Origin of the sequence: Castellaniella ginsengisoli (genome assembly GCF_040955415.1) — a bacterium.
Lineage (GTDB): Bacteria > Pseudomonadota > Gammaproteobacteria > Burkholderiales > Burkholderiaceae_B > Castellaniella > Castellaniella ginsengisoli.
Window position 1 is genome coordinate 183,042 of record NZ_CP158257.1, and the last position, 18,770, is coordinate 201,811.

Consider the following 18,770-nt stretch of genomic DNA (forward strand, 5'->3'; position numbering starts at 1 on the left):
GATAGGCGTAATACTACCCCAAGGGCGCCTCCGCCGCGCAATGCATGGGCCGAAGAGCCCGCGGCGGGGTGCGTTCATCTGAGCGCATGATAGATGCGCTCGGCCAGCGCCGCGGAGATTCCCTCGACGCTGCGCAGTTCATCGATGCTGGCATCCACCACCCCGCTGAAGCCGCCAAAGCGCGCCAGCAGGTTCTGGCGCCGCTGCTTGCCCACCCCCTCGATATCCTCCAGGCGCGAGACGTTGCGGGCCTTGGCCCGCTTGGCGCGCATGCCGGTGATGGCGAAACGGTGCGCCTCGTCGCGGATCTGCGCCACCAGCATCAGAGTGGCGGATTCGACTCCCAGCGCGACGGAAGGACGGCCATCGACGAAGACCAGGGTTTCCAGGCCGACCTTGCGATGGTCGCCTTTCTTCACGCCGACGATCCGGCTGACGTCCAGCCCCAGCTCGACGAAGACCTGGCGCGCCACCCCGACCTGGCCTTCGCCGCCGTCGATCAGCACCACGTCTGGCAGTTCGGCCTCGCCGTCGGCCACCCGCGTGTAGCGCCGCGTCAGTGCCTGGCGCATGGCGGCGTAATCGTCGCCCGGCTGGATGCCTGCGATGTTGAAGCGCCGGTACAAAGAGGGTTGCATGGCATGATGGCGGTAGACCACACAGGACGCCTGGGTGGCCTCGCCCGCCGTATGGCTGATGTCGAAACACTCGATGTGCAGCGCTTCGAGCGCTTCGTCGTCCGTATCCAGGTCCAGTTCCACCGCCAGCGCCCGCGTGCGCGCCTCGCGCGCGCTGGACTCGGACAAACGCTGCGCCAGCGCCATCCGGGCGTTGCGCTGCGCCTGCTCCAGCCAGGCGCGGCGCGTGCCTTGCGGGCGGGTCAGCACGCGGATGCGGTGGCCGTGCTGCTCGACCAGCAGCGGAATCAGATCGGGGTCGGACAGCGCATGCGAACACACCAGCACGGGCGGAGCCGGATTGTCCGCGTAATGCTGGGCCACGAAGGCGCTCAGCACTTCCTCGGCGGATTCATCCTGCGCCTGGGTGGGGAACAGCGGCTTGTCGCCCAGGTGCCGTCCCGCCCGCACCATCGCCAGATTGACGCACACGCGCCCCCCGCCCATCTCGACCGCGATGATGTCGGCGCTGTCGTCGCCGACCTGTTCCATGGTCTGCTGCTGCAGGACTTTCGCCAACGCGCGCATCTGGTCGCGCAGCGCGGCGGCCTGCTCGAAATCCTGCCGCGCGGCGGCGGCGGCCATGCGCCGCTCGATATCCTCCAGCACTTCGCTCGCCCGGCCCTCCAGGAAGCGGATGGCGCGCTCGACGTCGGCCCGATAGTCTTCCAGCGAGATCAGATTGACGCAAGGGGCCGAACAGCGGCCGATCTGGTACAGCAGGCACGGCCGCGTGCGGTGTGCGTAGACGCTGTCCTCGCAGGTGCGCAGGCGGAAGACCTTTTGCAGGATCTGGATGGTCTCGCGCACCGCCCAGGAGTTGGGGTAAGGGCCGAAGAAGCGGCCCGGACCATGGGTGCTGCCGCGGTAATACACGATGCGCGGAGCCTCGTGCGCGGTGATGTGCAGATAGGGATAGGACTTGTCGTCCCGGAAGAGAATGTTGTAGCGGGGCTTGAGACGCTTGATCAGGTTGTTTTCCAGGATCAGGGCCTCGGCCTCGGTGCGCGTGACCGTGATCTCGGTGCGCGCCACGCGCGCCAGCATGTGCTCGATGCGCGGCCCGTGGCCCGATTTCTGAAAATACGAACTGACGCGGCGTTTCAGGTCGCGCGCCTTGCCGACATACAGGACTTCGCCCTGCGCATCGAGGTGGCGGTAGACCCCCGGAAGATGCGGCAGGTCAGATAGAAAGGTTTTCAGATCGAAGGCTTCGGGCACGGAGATACCTCGGATCGGACAGCAGCCCGGTCCAGTCGGATGCGGGCCGGGACGGCATCAACCGCCGGATGCGGCGCGCAGCCTGGAGATCCAGGGGACGGCCTGCGAGCGCCGCCAGCAGCTCGTCGGCCAGGTCGGGGCGGTTGCAGACCAGCACCATGTCGCAGCCGGCCTCCAGCGCGGCCAGCGCCCGGGCGCGGATGTCGCCGGCCACGCTGGCGCCTTCCATGGTGAGATCGTCGGAAAACACGACACCGTCGTATTCGAAGCGGCCACGCAGGATGTCGGTCACCCAGCGGCGCGAGAATCCGGCCGGCTCGGGCGCCACCTGAGGATAGATGACGTGGGCCGGCATCACGGCGGGCAGCGCCAGGTCGCCCAGCCAGCGATACGGCGCCGCATCCGCCTCCAGGATCTCGTCCAGCGGCCGCTCATCCACGGGAATCGCCAGGTGGGAATCGGCCGCCACCGCGCCATGGCCGGGGAAGTGCTTGCCGCACGCCGCCATGCCTGCCTGGGACAGCCCCTGAACGAGCGCGCGGGCCAGCAAGGCCACGACGGCGGGATCCTCGTGCAACGCCCGGTTGCCGATCACCTCGCTGACGCCATAGTCCAGGTCCAGCACGGGCGTGAAGCTGAAGTCCACGCCGCACGCCCGCAATTCGCTGGCCAGCACGAAGCCGGTCTCGGTGGCGGCGCGCAGGGCCGCCTGGGGGTCGCGGTCATACCAGTGCCCGAAGATCCGCATGGCCGGCAAGGGCGTGAAGCCATCGGCGCGAAAACGCTGTACCCGGCCGCCCTCATGATCCACGGCGATCAGCAGGGGTTCGTCCCGGGCCTCATGGATCGCGGCGCACAGGGATGTCAGTTGGGCGCGGTCGGAAAAATTGCGCGCGAACAGGATCACGCCGCCCACCTGAGGATGACGCAGACGGCTGCGTTCGGCGTCGGTCAGCTCGAATCCGGCCACGTCGACCATGACGGGCCCGGGCGGCAGGGGAGCGCGGTCACCGGAATGCGCGTGCGGTTGCAGAGTCATGCTGTGTTTTCCTTGGAGTGCGGCCCGGCGGGCAGCGCTTCGATCACGACGAAGGCCGCCACCATGTCGGCCTCGTCGGTCATGGAGACGTGCGCCCTTCCGAAACGGGCGGCATACCAGTCGGCCAGCGGGCCGGACAAACGGATTTCGGGCGCCCCGCCGGGCCGGTTCAGGATCTGCACTCTCGACCAGGTCATGGGCATGTGGATGCCCAGTCCGATGGCCTTGGAGAAAGCTTCCTTGGCGGCAAAGCGCGTCGCCAGGTAGAGAACGCCCCGGCGCGGATCGCGCGCCTGACGGCGATGATGCACAAGCTGTTCGTCCGCCCCCAGAATACGATGGACGAAACGCCCGCCGTGCCGCGAATAGATGCGCTCGACGCGCTCGACCCGCAGCAGGTCGGTGCCGATGCCGGCAATGGCTCCAGTGAACACGGAAGGACTCCGAAAAAACGGTGATGACGCGACATCCGGGCAACTGCGGGCGGCCCGGCGCTCATCACAACCGGATGAAATGCTCCCGGTAGTGCTTGAGCTCGTCGATCGATTCCTGGATGTCGGCCAACGCCTCGTGCTTGCTGGCCTTGACGAAGCTGCGGTAGACCTCGGGCTTCCAGCGCAGGGACAGCTCTTTCAGGGTGCTGACATCCAGGTTGCGATAGTGGAAGTAGGCTTCCAGCCGGGGCATGTACTTGACCATGAAGCGGCGGTCCTGGCCGATGGTATTGCCGCACATCGGCGACTTGCCGGCCGGCACCAGGGGGGCCAGGAATTCCAGCAGGATATCTTCTGCCGCCGATTCGGTCAGGGTCGAGGCCTTGACCTTCTCGATCAGGCCGCTCTTGCCATGGGTGGACTGGTTCCATTTGTCCATGCCATCCAGCACGGCGGCATCCTGGTGGATCACCAGCACCGGCGCCTGCGCCACCGGCGTCAGGTCAGGCTCGGTGACCACCATGGCAATTTCCAGGATGCGCTCCTTTTCAGGGTCCAGGCCCGACATTTCCATGTCCAGCCAGATCAGGCGCTGATCGTTCGCAGCCATATCCTATAATCCTTTGCTTGCAAAGCACCGATTTTCGCACATTGGCCGGACGGACATGCTGACCTACCTGTTTCTCGCCTGCCTCGTAGGCGACCTGCTTCTGCGCCACTGGCTGGCGCGCCGTCAGATCCGCCATGTGCTCGCGCATCGCGACGCGGTCCCGGCCGTCTTCGCCGACCGCATCGGTTTGCACAGCCACCAGCGCGCCGCCGACTACACCGTGGCCCGCTGCCAGTTGGTCATGATCGAACGCATCGTCGAGGCCGCCGTCCTGCTGGGCCTGACCCTGCTGGGCGGCCTGCAGGCGCTGGACCTGACCCTGGGGCGCCTGATCGAATCGGAGCTCTGGCGCCAGATGGCGCTGGTCGGCGTGGTGCTGGCCCTGCTGGGCGCCGTCGGGCTGGCCTTTTCCGCCTGGCGCACCTTCCGCCTGGAAGCCCGTTTCGGTTTCAACCGCATGACGCCCCGGCTGTTCCTGAGCGATGCGATCAAGATGCTGGTCCTCACCCTGGCGCTGGGTGCGCCGCTGCTGGCCGCCATCCTGTGGATCATGGATTCGGCCGGCACCGATTGGGCCTGGTGGGCCTGGGGCCTGTGGGTCGGTTTCAACCTGCTGGTCCTGTGGCTGTATCCAAGCTTCATCGCCCCGCTGTTCAACCGCTTCGTCCCGCTGGACGACCCTGAACTGGGCGAACGCATCCACGCTCTGGCCAAGCGGTGCCGTTTCAATCTGTCGGGCCTGTTCGTCATGGATGGCTCGCGCAGGTCGGCCCACGGCAACGCCTATTTCACCGGTTTCGGCCGTCATCGGCGCATCGTGTTCTTCGACACGCTGCTCTCGCGACTGAACACCGACGAGGTCGAGGCCGTCCTGGCTCACGAACTGGGCCACTTCGCCCACCGTCATATCCTGCGCCGCATCATCATCAGCTTCGTGACGGCCGGCGTGCTGCTGCACCTGCTTGCCTGGCTGTCCACCCAGCTCTGGTTCTACACCGGGCTGGGCGTCATCCCGCAGTTGGGGCGGCCCAACGACGGCTTGGCCCTGGTGTTGTTCATGCTGGCCTTGCCAGTACTGACGTTCTGGTCCACGCCGATCGCCAGCCTGCTGTCGCGGCGCGATGAATTCCAGGCCGACCGCTATGCCGTGCGGCAATGCGGCCCGGCCCCCCTTTCCAGCGCGCTGGTCAAGCTCTACGACGACAACGCCGCCACGCTGACGCCGGATCCGATCCATTCCGCCTGGTACGACAGCCACCCGCCGGCCCCCGTGCGCATCGCGCACTTGCGCGATGGCTGAACCCGCCGCGCTGCAGGGCCGCGTCATCGCCGTCCACGGACGCCATTACGGCGTGGCCATCGATGGCGGCGGCCAGCGTCAATGCTATACGCGCGGCAAAAAGGCCGGTCCCGCCGTGGGCGACCACGTGCGCGTGCGCCCGGAGGGTCACCAAGAGGGCGTCATCCTGGACATCCTGCCGCGCCGCAACCTGTTCTACCGCTCCGACGCCCAGCGCAGCAAGCAATTCGCCGCCAATATCGACCAATTGCTGCTGGTGCTGGCCTGCGAGCCCGAATTCTCCGACGATCTGACCGGCCGCGCCCTGGTGGCGGCCGCCAGCGCCGGGGTGCCGGCGCTCATCGTGCTGAACAAGGCGGACCTGCCCGGCGCCGCTGCCGCCCGCGCGCGGCTGGCGACCGTCGAGGCGCTGGGCACGCCCGTCGTCCTGCTCAGCGCCCTGGACGCGGGCCAGGTTCGAGCCACCCTGGGCCCCCGCTTGCGGGATCGCCTCACGCTGCTGCTGGGCCAGAGCGGCATGGGCAAATCCACCCTGCTCAACGCCCTGGTTCCCGAAGCCCTGGCGGCCACCCAGGCACACTCCGAAGCGCTGGGCACAGGCCGCCACACCACCACCCGCACCCAGCTCTACCCCTTGCCCGAAGGCGGCGGCCTGATCGATTCGCCGGGTTTCCAGGCTTTCGGCCTGCAACACTTGAGCGCCCATGACATCGAGCAGGGTTTCCCGGAGTTCGCGGCGCCGATCTCCGAGTGCCGCTTCTACAACTGCACCCACCGCCATGAGCCGGGCTGCGGCGTGCTGGCGGCCGTCGAGCGCGGAGACGTGCGCCCGGAACGCCACGCCCTTTACAGACGCATCCTGGCGGAAAACGAGGCCGCGCGGCGATATTAGCCGCTCCCCCGGCATTTTTTTCCAGCCCGCCAGCCTATCCTGGCGGCCCGGATTGTCACAAAATGGGGGCCACGACCGTCTGGATGCCGACATGAGCGACGCAACCCTCACCTTCAACCATCACCGCCCCCGCCTGCAGCGTATTGCCTACCGCATGCTCGGCTCCTGGGCCGAGGCCGAGGACGTGGTTCAGGATGCCTGGCTGAAATGGCATGCGGCGGACCACGCCACCCTGGCCAATATCGAGGCCTGGCTGGTTTCCGTCACGACCCGGCTGTCCATTGACCGGCTCCGGTCCGTCAAGTCCCGGCGGGAGCACTACATCGGCGCCTGGCTGCCAGAGCCCGATCTGACGGATCTGGCCGATGCCGCGCCTTCGCCCGAACAGGCGCTGGAACACGCCCACGACGTCTCCTACGCTTTGCTGGCCGTCCTGGAGCGGCTTGCGCCCGAGGCGCGGGCCGCCTTCCTGCTGCGGGATGTATTCGACGAAGACTACGGCGAGATCGCCCGGGTGTTGGACCGGACCGAAGCGGCTTGCCGCCAACTGGTCCACCGCGCCCGGATCCGCTTGAAGGACGAGCGCAAACCGGCGGCCGTGGCCCCCGAGACACAACACAAGCTGCTGCGGGCCTTTGCGCAGGCCGCCTCAACAGGCGACTTCACGGCGCTCAAGTCGGTGCTGGCGGCCGACGCCCAACTGGTGGGCGACGGCGGCGGCAAAGTCGCCAGTTTCGGCGTGCCGCTGCTGGGTGGACAACGCATTGCGCAGCTCTACCTCGCAACCTGCCTGCGTTACCGCGGCCAGGTCCGCTGTGAAGTCGCCCTTGCCGGAGGGCAATGGCGGCTGCTGCGCTTCATCGACGGCAAGCTGGAATCCGCGCAATACCTGGAAACCGATGGCACACGCATCACCCGCATCCACGCGCAGCGCAACCCCGAGAAGCTGGCCGGGCTCGCCCGCGCCCTGGGGTGCGAGCTGAGCGTGCCGGTCTGAGACCGTTCCGTTCTTTTTTCGCAGGCCGTCACAACACGGCAACGCCATTCGTCTTGAGTGTGAACCCTTCAACTTTCACTCGAGGTGATTTCATGTCGCAACCCCGCCTGAACTGGACGGACATCGCGCCCAAGGCCTACAAGGCCATGGCCGGCGTCAACGCCACCCTCTCCGGCTCCACCTTGGGCCCGATCCTGCTGGATCTGGTCCAGACCCGCGTGTCGCAGATCAACGGCTGCGCTTTCTGCCTGGACATGCACGCGCGCGATCTACGCAAACAGGGTGAAACCTGGCAACGCATCAACAGCCTCTCGACCTGGCGCGAGACCGACTTGTATGACGCCCGCGAACGGGCGGCGCTGAACTGGGCCGAGTCCATGACCCGCCTGGCTGATCATCACAGCGACCGGGATGCCGACTTCGCGGCGCTTCAGTCTCAATTCGACGAGCAGGAAATCGTCGAGCTCTGCTGGGCGATCGCCGCCATCAACGCCTGGAACCGGATGGCCATCGGCATGCGCGCCCCCGTCTCCGCCAAGCCGCTCGACTGAACGCAGCCCCACCGGCTGTTTCCCGGAGGGCATGCGCCCTCCTTTTCATTGGATATCTTCATGCAGGCAACCACACCCCGGATTGCGCTCATCACCGGTGCAGGCGCCGGTATCGGCCTGGCGGCGGCCAAGGCTTTTGCCGCCGCTGGCACCCGGACAATCATCACCGGCAGGAACGAGGCGCGCCTCGCCGCCGCCGCCCGCCAGGCCTCCGGCATCGACTACATCGTCGCGGATGCGTCCAGCGAAGCCGATGCGCAACGCACCATCGACACCGCCATCCAGCGCTGGGGGCGGCTGGACGTTCTGGTCAACAACGCCGGCGCCGGCGCCATCCTGCCGTTGGCGCAAGCCAGCGCCAGCCACATCGCCGCCCTCTTCGCCACCAACGTCATCGGCCCGTCGCTGCTGACGCGCGCCGCCCTGCCCCATCTGAAGGCGGCGGGCGGGACCATCATCAACATCTCGAGCACCTTCGGCCACAAGGCCGCCGCCGGGCTCTCGCACTATGCCGCCAGCAAGGCGGCGCTGGAGCACATGACTCGCTGCTGGGCGCTGGAGCTTGCGGCCGACGGCATCCGCGTCAACGCGGTCGCCGCCGGGCCGACCGAAACCCGCTTCCTGGAAGAGCGGATGAAACTGACACCCGAGCAGATCGAGACCGTCAAAGCCGACGAACGCGCCAGGATCCCCATGGGCCGGCGCGGCGAGCCGGAGGATGTCGCCCCCTGGATCGTGTCGCTGGCTGCGCCAGGGGCCGCCTGGGTCACCGGCCAGGTCCTCTGCATCGATGGCGGCCTGGACGTGACCTGAGTCCGAACCGGTCGCAACGCCAGCGACACTCAGCCCGCCACGCCCCTGGCGGCGCGGGCCGGGGACGGGAGCAAATCCCCCGCTCCGCCGGCCCACCGGCGGGCCGGCCCCGATTCAGAACCTGCCGCTCAGGGCGGTACGGGCGGGCGTTCGAGGCCGGAGCTTATCCCACTTTGCCCTGGGCGGCGGCGCCCGGGGCCGCGATGCCTTGCGCCGCCGCCAGGAAGTGGTAGAGATTGCGGACCAGAATCGCCGTGGCCCCCCAGATGAAATAGGATTGCCAGCGAATGGCAAAATAGCATCGCCCATGGCCCAGGGAAGTCGCCATCTGGTGCAAGACGTGCCTGTCGGGGTTCATCAGAACCGCCAGGGGCACCTCGAAGACCTCGGCGACCTCGGCCTCGTCGGGATGGAGATGAAAGCCGGGCAGCAGTTCTCCAATCACGGGCGTCATCAGGAAATGCGTCGTGGTCAGCAGCGTTGGCTGCGTACCGATGACCTGGATGAAGCGCTGTTCGACGCCGATTTCCTCCTGCGTTTCGCGCAAGGCCGCAGCGACCGGATCGCGGTCCGAGGTTTCAATGCGCCCGCCCGGAAAGCTGATCTGCCCCGCATGATGATGCAGATGCGCCGCGCGGCGGGTAAACAGCACGTGCAATCCGGTATCCCGCTGAACCAGCGGCATCAGGACCGCAGCCTGACGCGCACGGGCATAGGAATCGCCGCCCGGGACAAAAGACTGGGCAAACAGCGGCTCGACCCGCCAATCGACTGGATGCCGGAACGCCTGGCGGATGGCATCCAGCCGCAGGCATTCCGGCGGCAGCGGCGGCAGGGGCGCGCTGGGCAGAACAGGTTGGACCTGGGGATCGAAATTCACGATACGATCCCTGTCCGGGGCCGGCATCCGATACGACATGGCATCCCGATGATCAAATCCCCGCGCAAGCGGATTGTGCGGGCAAAAAACAAGGCACCCGAAACGGGTGCCTTGGGATGATCCGAAGTGCCGTGATCAGACGGCCTTGCGAACCAGCTTTTCCTTGATGCGAGCGGCCTTGCCCGTCAGGTTGCGCAGATAATACAGTTTAGCACGGCGGACATCGCCACGGCGCTTGACTTCGATCGAGGCGATCTGCGGCGAATAGAGCTGGAAGGTACGCTCGACGGCTTCGCCCGACGAGATCTTGCGCACGGTGAACGCGGAATTCAAGCCCCGGTTGCGGCGGGCGATGACCACGCCTTCGTAGGCCTGGGCGCGCTTGCGCGAGCCTTCGACCACGTTGACGCTCACGATGACCGTATCGCCGGGGGCAAAATCGGGGATGGTGCGGCCTTCGGTCAGGCGCGCGATTTCTTCTTTTTCGAGGGTTTCGATCAGGTTCAAGATAGGCTCCAAGGCATCGTGGACACCGGGCGTGGATATAATGAGAATGCCGGGCCAGAGGATGCAAACCGGGGATTATATCAGAACCCGGCCGCCGCACCCAGCCACATCATGCCAGGCACCATGGCGGCCCAGGTCAGGACCATGAGAACATCGCCTGCCAGCGCAGCCAGGCGGCGCCAGCCGATCCGCAGGCCGGTGCGGGGCCGGTGCGCCGTGATCGCCGGCGATGCCCCCCGCCCCCGGCGGGCGGCACGCCCTGCCGGCCGGCCGCCCCAGGCCCCGCCCGCCACCCAGGGCCCCTGCAACACGCCCGGCGCACCCATGCGCGCGGCCCTGGCCGTGTTGCGCGCCGGCCCGCCACGCCCTGCGGCGCCTGCGCCGGCCCATGCCCACGTCGCATTCCAAGCCATCGATCCAGCCATGTTGAATCTCCCAGGTATGCCCGGCGCAAGAGCCGCCGAAGCTGTTGTTTTATCCAGTAGTCATAGACACTGTACAAAAAAACAGTTCCGTGCGCAAGCATCGCCCGCAAGACAAACCCGCTGCCGCCCCCGCAGCGGGGCACGGCGCCCGCACGCCCCGTGAGGGGCGCGGGCAATCCGCCGGGCCGGGCGGGCGTCAATCCCGGAAAACAAAACCCCGGCGCCGGACGAAGTCCGGCCACCGGGGTCAGGCCGGCCCGCGGAAACGGGGCCGGCAAGCCTGGATCAGGCGCGGCGGGATCAGAGGTCCGGCTGCGGCGTGATGCGCAGGTAGGGGCGGACTTCGGTGTAGCCCTTGGGGAATTTTTCCTTCAGGACGGCCGGATCCTTGATCGACGGAGCGATGATGACGTCTTCGCCCTGCTTCCAGTTCACGGGGGTCGCGACGCTGTAGTTGTCGGTCAACTGGATGGAATCCAGGGCGCGCAGGATCTCGTCGAAGTTGCGGCCCGTGCTGGCCGGATAAGTCAGGATCAGGCGGATCTTCTTGTTCGGATCAATGATGAACACCGAGCGCACCGTGGCAGTGGTGCTGGCGTTCGGGTGGATCATGTCGTAGAGGGTGGCGACCTTGCGGTCTTCGTCGGCCAGAATCGGGTATTGGACGTCGGTCTTCTGGGTGTCGTTGATGTCCTTGATCCAGTCGAGGTGCGATTGCTTGCCGTCGACCGACACGGCGATCACTTTGGCGCCGCGCTTGGCGAATTCGCCCGACAGGATGGCGGTGTAGCCCAATTCGGTGGTGCAGACCGGCGTAAAGTCGGCCGGGTGAGAAAACAGGACGCCCCAGCCGTTGCCCAGAAATTCATGGAACTTGATTTTCCCCAGGGAAGATTCCTGTTCGAAATCGGGGGCGGTGTCGCCCAGACGTAGAGTGGCCATCAATAGCTCCTGTTTCAAGTATCTGCCGCCCGGACGATCCGGGCGGCAAATTGGTTTAGACACTTAAGATTCTTGCAGAATATAGATCGCTATTGAAATACCGGATAGCTATGTCTATATCTGCGCCTGGCGCACATAGCGGTCGGCCAATCCGCCGTCCTCGATGGCGGACTGCAGCGCCAGCGCACGCGGCAGCACATGGGCGGCATACTGCACGGCGGTGGCGATCTTGTTGGAATGGAAAGCGTCGGTCGAGCCCTCGCCGATGGCGGCGGCGGCCGCCAGGGCGGACCGCCCCAGTTGCCAGCCCGCGTGTACGGTGCCGGCCAGCATCAGGCACGGCACGCTGCCCGTGAACACACCCCGGATGTCCTCGCGGATATGCGCCAGCACGTAGTCGAGCGCCGATTCATAGGCTCCGGCCGCCGTCTCCAGGCGCTCGCCGATCATCCCCAGGGCTTCGGCGTGCACGCCGCCGGCCGCCCGCAGAACCGCCGCCGTATCGCGCATCCCGGCGATCTGCTCGCGGGCCACCGCGCCGCCATCGCGCACCAGCTTGCGGCCGATGAAGTCATTGGCCTGGATCGCCGTGGTGCCCTCGTAGATGGGGAGGATGCGGGCATCGCGGTAATACTGGGCGGCGCCGGTCTCCTCGATGAAGCCCATGCCGCCATGCACCTGCACCCCCAGGGAAGTGACTTCGACGGACGACTCGGTGGAGAACGCCTTGACGATGGGGACGAAGTATTCGTACACAGCCTTGCAGCGGGCGCGCTCGGCTTCGTCGGTCAGGCGGGCCGCCTTGTCCCGGTAGCCTGCCGCCACGTAGGCCACGGCACGCGCGCCCTCCGTCAGGCCGCGCATGATCCCCAGCATGCGCGCCACGTCGGGATGGCGGATGATGGGCACCGGCCCGGCGGAACCCTCCAGGGCGTTGCCCTGAATGCGCTCGGCCGCATAGGCCGCCGCATGCTGCAGCGCGCGTTCGGACAGCGCCACTCCCTGCAGGCCCACCGCGTAGCGCGCCGCATTCATCATGATGAACATGTATTCCAGGCCGCGGTTTTCCTCGCCGATCAGGTAACCGACCGCCCCGCCCTCGCCCGCTTCTCCCTGGCCCGAGCCGTACAGCAGCACCGCCGTCGGGCTGCCATGGATGCCGAGCTTGTGCTCCAGCGAGGCGCACACGACATCGTTGCGGGCGCCCAGGCTGCCATCGTCGCCCACCAGGAACTTGGGCACGATGAACAAGGAGATGCCCTTGACACCCTTGGGCGCATCCGGCGTGCGCGCCAGCACCAGGTGGATGATGTTCTCGGCCATGTCATGATCCCCATACGTGATGAAGATCTTCTGGCCGGTGATGCGGTAGCTGCCGTCGTCCTGGCGCACGGCCCGGGACTTGAGCAGCGCCAGATCGGAACCCGCCTGCGGTTCGGTCAGGTTCATGGTGCCGGTCCAGCGGCCTTCCAGCAGCGGCGGGATGAAGCGGTCTTTCTGCGAGTCCGATCCCACCATGGACAAGGCTTCGACCACGCCATCGGTCAGCAGCGGACACAGAGAAAAGGCCAGATTCCCGGCATTGATGCTTTCGGTGACCGGCGCGGCGACGAGCTTGGGCAACCCCTGCCCGCCGAGTTCGGTGTCGTGCGGCAGGCCCTGCCAGCCGCCCTGCGCGAACGCCTGGAACGCCGCCTTGAAGCCGGGGGTGGTGCGCACGCCCTCCTCGCTCCAGCGGGCCGGCTCGGTATCGCCCACGCGGTTCAGCGGCGCGACCTCCTGCTCGACGAAACGCGCGTTTTCTTCGAGCACGGCATCGACGAGATCCTCGGAGACCTCCTCGAAGCCGGGCAGCGCCAGCACGCCTTGCAGATCGGCCAGTTCGCGCAGAACGAAACGGATATCCTGGGTGGGAACCTGGTATGTCATGACAATTCCTAAGGTGCGCGGGGAACATTCCCGCAGAAGCGGCGCGGGCCCCCGGAGGGACCCGCGAAATCGTCCGGGCCTAGAGCGCCTGGACCAGTTCGGGCACGGCCTGGAACAGGTCGGCCACCAGGCCGTAGTCGGCCACTCCGAAAATGGGCGCTTCGGCGTCCTTGTTGATCGCCACGATCACCTTGGAGTCCTTCATCCCCGCGAGGTGCTGGATCGCCCCCGAGATTCCGACGGCCACATACAGTTGCGGCGCCACGATCTTGCCGGTCTGGCCCACCTGCCAGTCGTTGGGCGCATACCCCGCGTCCACGGCGGCGCGCGAAGCGCCCAGCGCCGCGCCCAGCTTGTCGGCCAGCGGATCCAGGATCTTGAAGTTTTCGGCGCTGCCCAACCCACGGCCGCCCGAAACCACGACCGTGGCAGCGGTCAGGTCGGGGCGGTCGCTCTTGGCCAGCTCGCGGCCCACGAAGGCCGATTTGCCTGCATCGGCCACGGCATCGACGGTCTCGACGGCGGCCGAGCCGCCTGCGGCATCCGCCGGATCGAAGGCCGTGGCGCGCACCGTGATGACCTTGGTCGCATCGGCGGACTGCACCGTCGCCAGCGCGTTGCCGGCGTAGATCGGCCGCACGAACGTGTCGGCCGATTCGACGGCGACGATATCGGAGATCTGCGCCACATCGAGCTTGGCTGCGACGCGCGGGGCGACGTTCTTGCCCGAGGCCGTGGCGGCAAACAGCAGATGGCTGTAGCCGCCGGCCACCGCCAGCACCTGCGCGGCCAGGTTCTCGGCCAGGCCTTCGGCCAGGGCCGGGCCGTCGGCCAGCAGAACCTTGCTCACCGAGGCGACCTGGGCGGCCTGATCGGCAACGGCGCGCGCACCGGAGCCGGCCACCAGGACGTGCACTTCGCCGCCGATGGCCGTTGCCGCAGCCACGGCGTTGCGGGTCGCGGCGCCCAGTTGGGCGTTGTCATGTTCGGCAATAACCAGAATGCTCATTTACACCACCTTCGCTTCGTTTTTCAGTTTGTCCACCAGGGTCGCCACGTCGGGCACGATCACGCCGGCCGAACGGCTGGGCGGTTCGCTGACCTTGAGGGTCTTCAGGCGCGGCGCCACGTCCACGCCCAATGCGTCGGGCGCGAGGGTCTCCAGGGGTTTCTTCTTGGCCTTCATGATGTTGGGCAGCGTCACGTAGCGCGGCTCGTTCAGGCGCAGGTCGGTCGTGATGACAGCCGGCAGCGCCAGGCTGAGGGTTTCCAGGCCGCCATCGACTTCACGGGTGACCTGGACGCGTTCGCCCTGGACCTCGACCCGGCTGGCGTTGGTGGCCTGCGGCCAGTCGAGCAGCGCAGCCAGCATCTGGCCGGTCTGGTTGGCGTCGTCGTCGATCGCCTGTTTGCCGAGAATCACCAGGCCGGGCTGTTCTTTGTCCACCAGGGCCTTCAACAGCTTGGCCACCGCCAGCGGCTGCAGTTCGGCATCCGTCTGGACCAGGATGCCCCGGTCGGCGCCGATCGCCATGGCGGTGCGCAGGGTTTCCTGGCATTGCGCCACGCCGCAGGACACGGCCACGACCTCGGCGGCAGCGCCTTTTTCTTTCAGGCGGGTGGCCTCTTCGACGGCAATTTCGTCGAAGGGGTTCATGGACATCTTGACGTTGGCGATATCCACGCCAGTGTGATCGGATTTCACACGCACCTTGACGTTGTAGTCAACCACGCGCTTGACCGGTACCAGGACCTTCATCGAGCATACTCCAGAATGAGAAGAAAACAGGATGGCCGCGCCCGGCAGCGATGAATCGCGTCGCACGCAGCCCCATCAGTAACCCCCCAGCGCCCGCACATGCGCTACTGCGCTGCGCCCCAGGGCGGACAGGTTGTAACCGCCTTCGAGAAAGCTGACGATCCGCCCCCGGGCGGATTCGGCCGCGACCTCGACCAGACGTTCGGTGATCCAGGCATAATCCGCCTCGACCAGTTTCAGACTGCCCATATCGTCTTCGCGGTGGGCATCGAATCCCGCGGACACCAGGATCAGCTCGGGCCGGAAATCGCGCAGCGCGGGCAGCCAGCGATCCGACACGATAGCGCGAATCACGTCGCCGCCGGCGTAAGCGTCGACCGGGACGTTGACCATATGCGGTCCCGGATGCTCCTGGCGGGTGTCCGGAAACAGCGGATATTGATAAAAACTGCACATCATGACCCGGTCTTCGCCCAGGAAGGCTTCTTCGGTGCCGTTGCCGTGATGAACATCGAAATCCACGATGGCGATGCGCGACAAGCCATGATGATCCAGGGCATACCGGGCGGCGACGGCGATGTTGTTGAAGAAGCAGAACCCCAGGGCCTGCCCGGGCCGCGCGTGATGCCCGGGCGGGCGGATGGCGCAGAACGCCGTCTGCGCATGACCCGCCAGAATCTCGTCCAGAGCCGTCAGGCCGGCGCCGGCTGCCGCCCAGGCGGCCTGCAGCGTGTCCGGATTCATGATCGTGTCCGGGTCCACCGGAAAATATCCGTGCGCGGGGGCGTGCTGGCGCAGAAACGCCAGATACTCCGGCGTGTGCACTCGCAGCACGTCCTCGGGTTCGGCCGGCCGGGCCGTGCGGTGAGACAGGAAATCCATCAGGCCGCTGGCAACCAGTTGATCGGCCACCGCATCCAGGCGCAGGGAGGATTCGGGGTGCCAGGCCCCCATCTCATGCAGTCGGCAGGCCGGATGGGTAATATAGAGTGTCTCCATAAGGGCGATTATGTTCAGACCAACCCGTATTTTGCAAGTTGCCGTAGCGTCGCTTTTTATCTCGGGCTGCGCCAGCAGCCACGGCGGTTCGGAGCCGCCAGCCGCCCCTCTCTCGGAGGCGATAGATCAAACAATCGTTTCAAACGATCGTATTAATTCTAACAGAACACCGTCACCTGGCAAACAGGGGGCGCAGACCGGCGACTTCGTGGGTGCCGACGGCCGTCTGCTGCCCGAGGTGCGGGCCTTTGCCCGTGAAACCGCAGCAGCGCACGCCCTGCCCCTGGAGGACGTCGAGGCCTTGCTGGCCGAAGCGCGCTACAACGCCACCGCAGCCCGGCTGATGGCGCCGCCCGCGCGCTCGGGGCGCATCCGCCGCGCCTGGGCCAGTTATCGCCAGCGCCACGTCGATGCGGTGCGCATCCGCGAAGGCGTCGCGTTCTGGCAGGCGCACCGCGCCGCGCTCGACCGGGCCAGCGACCGCACGGGCGTGCCGCCCTCGGTCATCGTGGCCATCATCGGCATCGAAACCGTCTACGGACGCTATACCGGCGACCACCGCGTCCTCGATACCCTGGCCACCCTGGGCTTTCGCTACCCGGATCCGAACCGGCCCGAGCGCCAGGCGATGTTCCGTGCGCAACTGGCCGATCTGATCGTGCTGGACCACCGGGGAAGCCTGGACGCGCGGACGGTGGAAGGATCATTCGCCGGCGCCATGGGGCTGCCGCAATTCATGCCGGGCAGCCTGATGCGGTACGCCGTGGACGGCGATGGCGATGGCCGCGTGGATCTGGCCGGCAACACGGACGATGCCATCGCCTCGGTGGCGGCGTTCCTGCAGGCCCACGGCTGGGTGCGCGGCGCGCCGGTCTTCGCGCCCGTGGCGCTGCCCGCCGATGCGCTGCGGCTTGCCCAGGACGGCTTGAAGCCGGAAACCGGCTGGGCCGCATTGAAAGCGGCGGGCGCACGGGCGCTGCCGGGCGCAGGCCCGGCCTGGCAGGATCTGGCGCTGGGGGTCATCGATCTGCGCGACGAAATCCGCGATACCCATGACGTGCGCTGCGCCACCCCGAACTTCTTCGCCATCACCCACTACAACCGCAGTTATTTCTATGCGGCCTCGGTGGCGGACCTGGCGCACGAAATCGCCGACCGCATCGGCTATGGCGATCCGAACCGGCTCGCCGGCCCGGGCCTCTGAGCGTTTTTCGCGACAGCGCTCAGTTGAAGACGCCGGAAGAAAGGTAGCGGTCGCCCCGGTCGCAGACAATGAAGACGATGGTGGCATCCCGCACTTCGGCGGCCACGCGCAGCGCGGCCACGGCCGCGCCGGCCGAGGAAATCCCGCCGAAGATGCCTTCCTCGGCGGCCAGGCGCCGGGCCATGGTTTCCGCCTGCTCCTGGGTGATAGGCTCGAAGGCGTCGACGCCGGCCGGGTCGTAGATGCTGGGCTGGTAGGCTTGCGGCCACTTGCGGATGCCGGGAATGTGGGCGCCTTCGGCCGGCTGGGCGCCGATGATGCGCACCGCCGGATTGCGCTCGCGCAAGTACGAACCCACCCCCATAATGGTGCCGGTCGTGCCCATGGCGCTGACAAAATGCGTGATCCCGCCTTCGGTCTGCGTCCAGATCTCGGGCCCGGTGGTTTCGTAGTGCGCGCGGGGATTGTCGGCGTTGGAGAATTGGTCCAGGACCTTGCCCTTGCCTTCGGACTGCATCCTCAGCGCCAGGTCGCGGGCATATTCCATGCCACCGCCCTGGGAAGGTGTCAAGATGAGTTCGGCCCCATACGCCGTCATGGCGGCGCAACGCTCTTGGGTCGAGTTGTCCGGCATGATCAGCACCATGCGGTAGCCACGCACGGCGGCCGCCATGGCCAGGGCGATCCCGGTGTTGCCGCTGGTCGCCTCGATCAGGGTGTCGCCGGGCCGGATATCGCCGCGCGCCTCCGCCTGGAGAATCATGCTGAGGGCGGCACGATCCTTGACCGAACCGGCCGGGTTGTGGCCTTCCAGCTTGGCCAGGATCACGTTGCCGCGCGGCTCGCCGACATCGCCCGGCAACCGCTGCAGGCGCACCAGGGGTGTGGAACCGATGATGTCTTCGATGGTGGGGTAGCTTTTCATGGACGAAATCATACACCCGCCCACCCCTCCCGCCGGGCCTATCCCCGGACTGGAATATGCTTATCAGAGAGCGGCATATCGCAGCCGGGGGCGGGCGGCGGACTCAGCGCTTGGCCGGCGCGGGCCGGGTGGCGGCGGCCGGCCCGCCCGATCCGGCCGCTGCCCGGGCGGCGGCCCCCTGCCCCGACAGGCGCGTCCCCCCGCCGTCGATGGTCAGGCCCGCGGACTGCAGAGATTGGGCGCGGCGCGGGCCGATGCCGCGCACCCGGTCCGACAAATCAGCGAACGATAAATAGCGCCCGCCGCGATCACGCTCGTCGAGAATGATCTGGGCGGTCTTGGGCCCGATGCCGCGAATGCCGCGCAATTGATCCAGCGTGGCGGTGTTCAGGTCCACGGCGCCCGCCGTACCGGCCCAGGTCAGGGCCGCGATACCGGCCGCCGTCAGCAGATACGACAGACTGTGGGGACGGCGGCGGCCCGCCCGGCGAGTGGCTGCCGGCACGCGGATGGCGTCGAAAGAACCGGACGGCGGCCGGCCGGCCGTGTGGTGCAGAAAAGGATTCATGACCGACTCCTGTGTGAATGAGGGTCTGGCCATGATGCATCCGCGCGAACGGAAAACGCAGGCGCCTTGATCCGGAGTGTCCGCCCGGAAAACTACGC

20 protein-coding genes are annotated in these 18,770 nt (G+C 67.1%); 6 read left to right on the top strand and 14 right to left on the bottom strand.

Going from position 1 to position 18,770, the window contains the following annotated elements:
* Positions 1-74: 74 nt before the first annotated feature.
* The 4 genes from uvrC to orn all read right to left on the bottom strand — a co-directional run bounded on the left by uvrC (position 75) and on the right by orn (position 3,981).
* Positions 75-1,898, bottom strand: coding sequence for an excinuclease ABC subunit UvrC (gene uvrC / locus ABRZ00_RS00905; protein ID WP_368641458.1), 1,824 nt, complete (start codon positions 1,896-1,898; stop codon positions 75-77).
* Entirely contained in the window at positions 1,861-2,937 is a 1,077-nt protein-coding gene (nagZ, locus tag ABRZ00_RS00910; protein WP_343835667.1) for a beta-N-acetylhexosaminidase, read from the bottom strand. Before nagZ ends, uvrC begins: the two co-directional genes overlap by 38 nt.
* A complete protein-coding gene (gene acpS, locus ABRZ00_RS00915) occupies positions 2,934-3,371 on the bottom strand; it encodes a holo-ACP synthase (protein ID WP_368641457.1) in 438 nt (145 codons plus the stop codon). Before acpS ends, nagZ begins: the two co-directional genes overlap by 4 nt.
* Positions 3,372-3,435: 64 nt before the next feature.
* Positions 3,436-3,981, bottom strand: a complete 546-nt coding sequence (orn, locus tag ABRZ00_RS00920; RefSeq protein ID WP_343835669.1) for an oligoribonuclease — start codon at positions 3,979-3,981, stop codon at positions 3,436-3,438.
* Between the two features lie 55 nt (positions 3,982-4,036).
* On the opposite strand from orn, the gene ABRZ00_RS00925 reads away from it, so the two are divergent.
* The 5 genes from ABRZ00_RS00925 (at position 4,037) to ABRZ00_RS00945 (ending at position 8,534) form a co-directional block, all read left to right on the top strand.
* On the top strand, positions 4,037-5,281 hold the full coding sequence (locus ABRZ00_RS00925) for a M48 family metallopeptidase (RefSeq protein ID WP_343835671.1): 1,245 nt from the start codon (positions 4,037-4,039) through the stop codon (positions 5,279-5,281).
* Positions 5,274-6,173, top strand: coding sequence for a ribosome small subunit-dependent GTPase A (gene rsgA / locus ABRZ00_RS00930; RefSeq protein WP_368641456.1), 900 nt, complete (start codon positions 5,274-5,276; stop codon positions 6,171-6,173). Before ABRZ00_RS00925 ends, rsgA begins: the two co-directional genes overlap by 8 nt.
* 91 nt (positions 6,174-6,264) lie before the next feature.
* Positions 6,265-7,170 carry an RNA polymerase sigma-70 factor gene (locus tag ABRZ00_RS00935; protein ID WP_368641455.1) on the top strand — a complete coding sequence of 302 codons (906 nt, stop codon included), beginning with the start codon at positions 6,265-6,267 and terminating at the stop codon, positions 7,168-7,170.
* A gap of 92 nt (positions 7,171-7,262) precedes the next feature.
* Positions 7,263-7,721, top strand: a complete 459-nt coding sequence (locus tag ABRZ00_RS00940; RefSeq protein ID WP_368641454.1) for a carboxymuconolactone decarboxylase family protein — start codon at positions 7,263-7,265, stop codon at positions 7,719-7,721.
* Positions 7,722-7,781: 60 nt separating this feature from the next.
* Positions 7,782-8,534: an SDR family NAD(P)-dependent oxidoreductase gene (locus ABRZ00_RS00945; protein WP_368641453.1), complete on the top strand. Its 753-nt coding sequence runs from the start codon at positions 7,782-7,784 to the stop codon at positions 8,532-8,534.
* 163 nt (positions 8,535-8,697) lie between these two features.
* On the opposite strand, the gene ABRZ00_RS00950 is transcribed toward ABRZ00_RS00945, so the two are convergent.
* The 8 genes from ABRZ00_RS00950 to ABRZ00_RS00985 form a co-directional block, all read right to left on the bottom strand.
* Positions 8,698-9,414 carry a CoA pyrophosphatase gene (locus ABRZ00_RS00950; protein ID WP_368641452.1) on the bottom strand — a complete coding sequence of 239 codons (717 nt, stop codon included), beginning with the start codon at positions 9,412-9,414 and terminating at the stop codon, positions 8,698-8,700.
* 135 nt (positions 9,415-9,549) lie between these two features.
* The gene (rplS, locus tag ABRZ00_RS00955) at positions 9,550-9,921 is read right to left on the bottom strand and encodes a 50S ribosomal protein L19 (RefSeq protein ID WP_343835679.1); all 372 of its coding nucleotides are present in this window, start codon (positions 9,919-9,921) and stop codon (positions 9,550-9,552) included.
* A gap of 80 nt (positions 9,922-10,001) precedes the next feature.
* The gene (locus ABRZ00_RS00960) at positions 10,002-10,346 is read right to left on the bottom strand and encodes a hypothetical protein (RefSeq protein ID WP_368644356.1); all 345 of its coding nucleotides are present in this window, start codon (positions 10,344-10,346) and stop codon (positions 10,002-10,004) included.
* Between the two features lie 300 nt (positions 10,347-10,646).
* On the bottom strand, positions 10,647-11,288 hold the full coding sequence (locus ABRZ00_RS00965) for a peroxiredoxin (RefSeq protein ID WP_343835681.1): 642 nt from the start codon (positions 11,286-11,288) through the stop codon (positions 10,647-10,649).
* 114 nt (positions 11,289-11,402) lie between these two features.
* Positions 11,403-13,217: an acyl-CoA dehydrogenase gene (locus ABRZ00_RS00970; protein WP_368641450.1), complete on the bottom strand. Its 1,815-nt coding sequence runs from the start codon at positions 13,215-13,217 to the stop codon at positions 11,403-11,405.
* Positions 13,218-13,296: 79 nt separating this feature from the next.
* The gene (locus ABRZ00_RS00975; RefSeq protein ID WP_343835683.1) at positions 13,297-14,226 is read right to left on the bottom strand and encodes an FAD-binding protein; all 930 of its coding nucleotides are present in this window, start codon (positions 14,224-14,226) and stop codon (positions 13,297-13,299) included.
* Positions 14,227-14,976, bottom strand: coding sequence for an electron transfer flavoprotein subunit beta/FixA family protein (locus ABRZ00_RS00980; protein WP_368641449.1), 750 nt, complete (start codon positions 14,974-14,976; stop codon positions 14,227-14,229).
* Between the two features lie 75 nt (positions 14,977-15,051).
* Positions 15,052-15,975 (bottom strand): histone deacetylase family protein, encoded by a 924-nt coding sequence (locus tag ABRZ00_RS00985; protein WP_368641448.1) that lies wholly within the window; start codon positions 15,973-15,975, stop codon positions 15,052-15,054.
* Positions 15,976-15,985: 10 nt separating this feature from the next.
* On the opposite strand from ABRZ00_RS00985, the gene mltB reads away from it, so the two are divergent.
* Positions 15,986-17,179 (top strand): lytic murein transglycosylase B, encoded by a 1,194-nt coding sequence (mltB, locus tag ABRZ00_RS00990; protein WP_368641447.1) that lies wholly within the window; start codon positions 15,986-15,988, stop codon positions 17,177-17,179.
* Positions 17,180-17,198: 19 nt separating this feature from the next.
* Here the strand turns inward: mltB and cysM are convergent, their stop codons facing one another.
* Positions 17,199-18,104, bottom strand: a complete 906-nt coding sequence (cysM, locus tag ABRZ00_RS00995) for a cysteine synthase CysM (protein WP_368640520.1) — start codon at positions 18,102-18,104, stop codon at positions 17,199-17,201.
* Positions 18,105-18,207: 103 nt separating this feature from the next.
* Positions 18,208-18,672 carry a ComEA family DNA-binding protein gene (locus ABRZ00_RS01000; RefSeq protein ID WP_368641446.1) on the bottom strand — a complete coding sequence of 155 codons (465 nt, stop codon included), beginning with the start codon at positions 18,670-18,672 and terminating at the stop codon, positions 18,208-18,210.
* Positions 18,673-18,770: the final 98 nt, after the last annotated feature.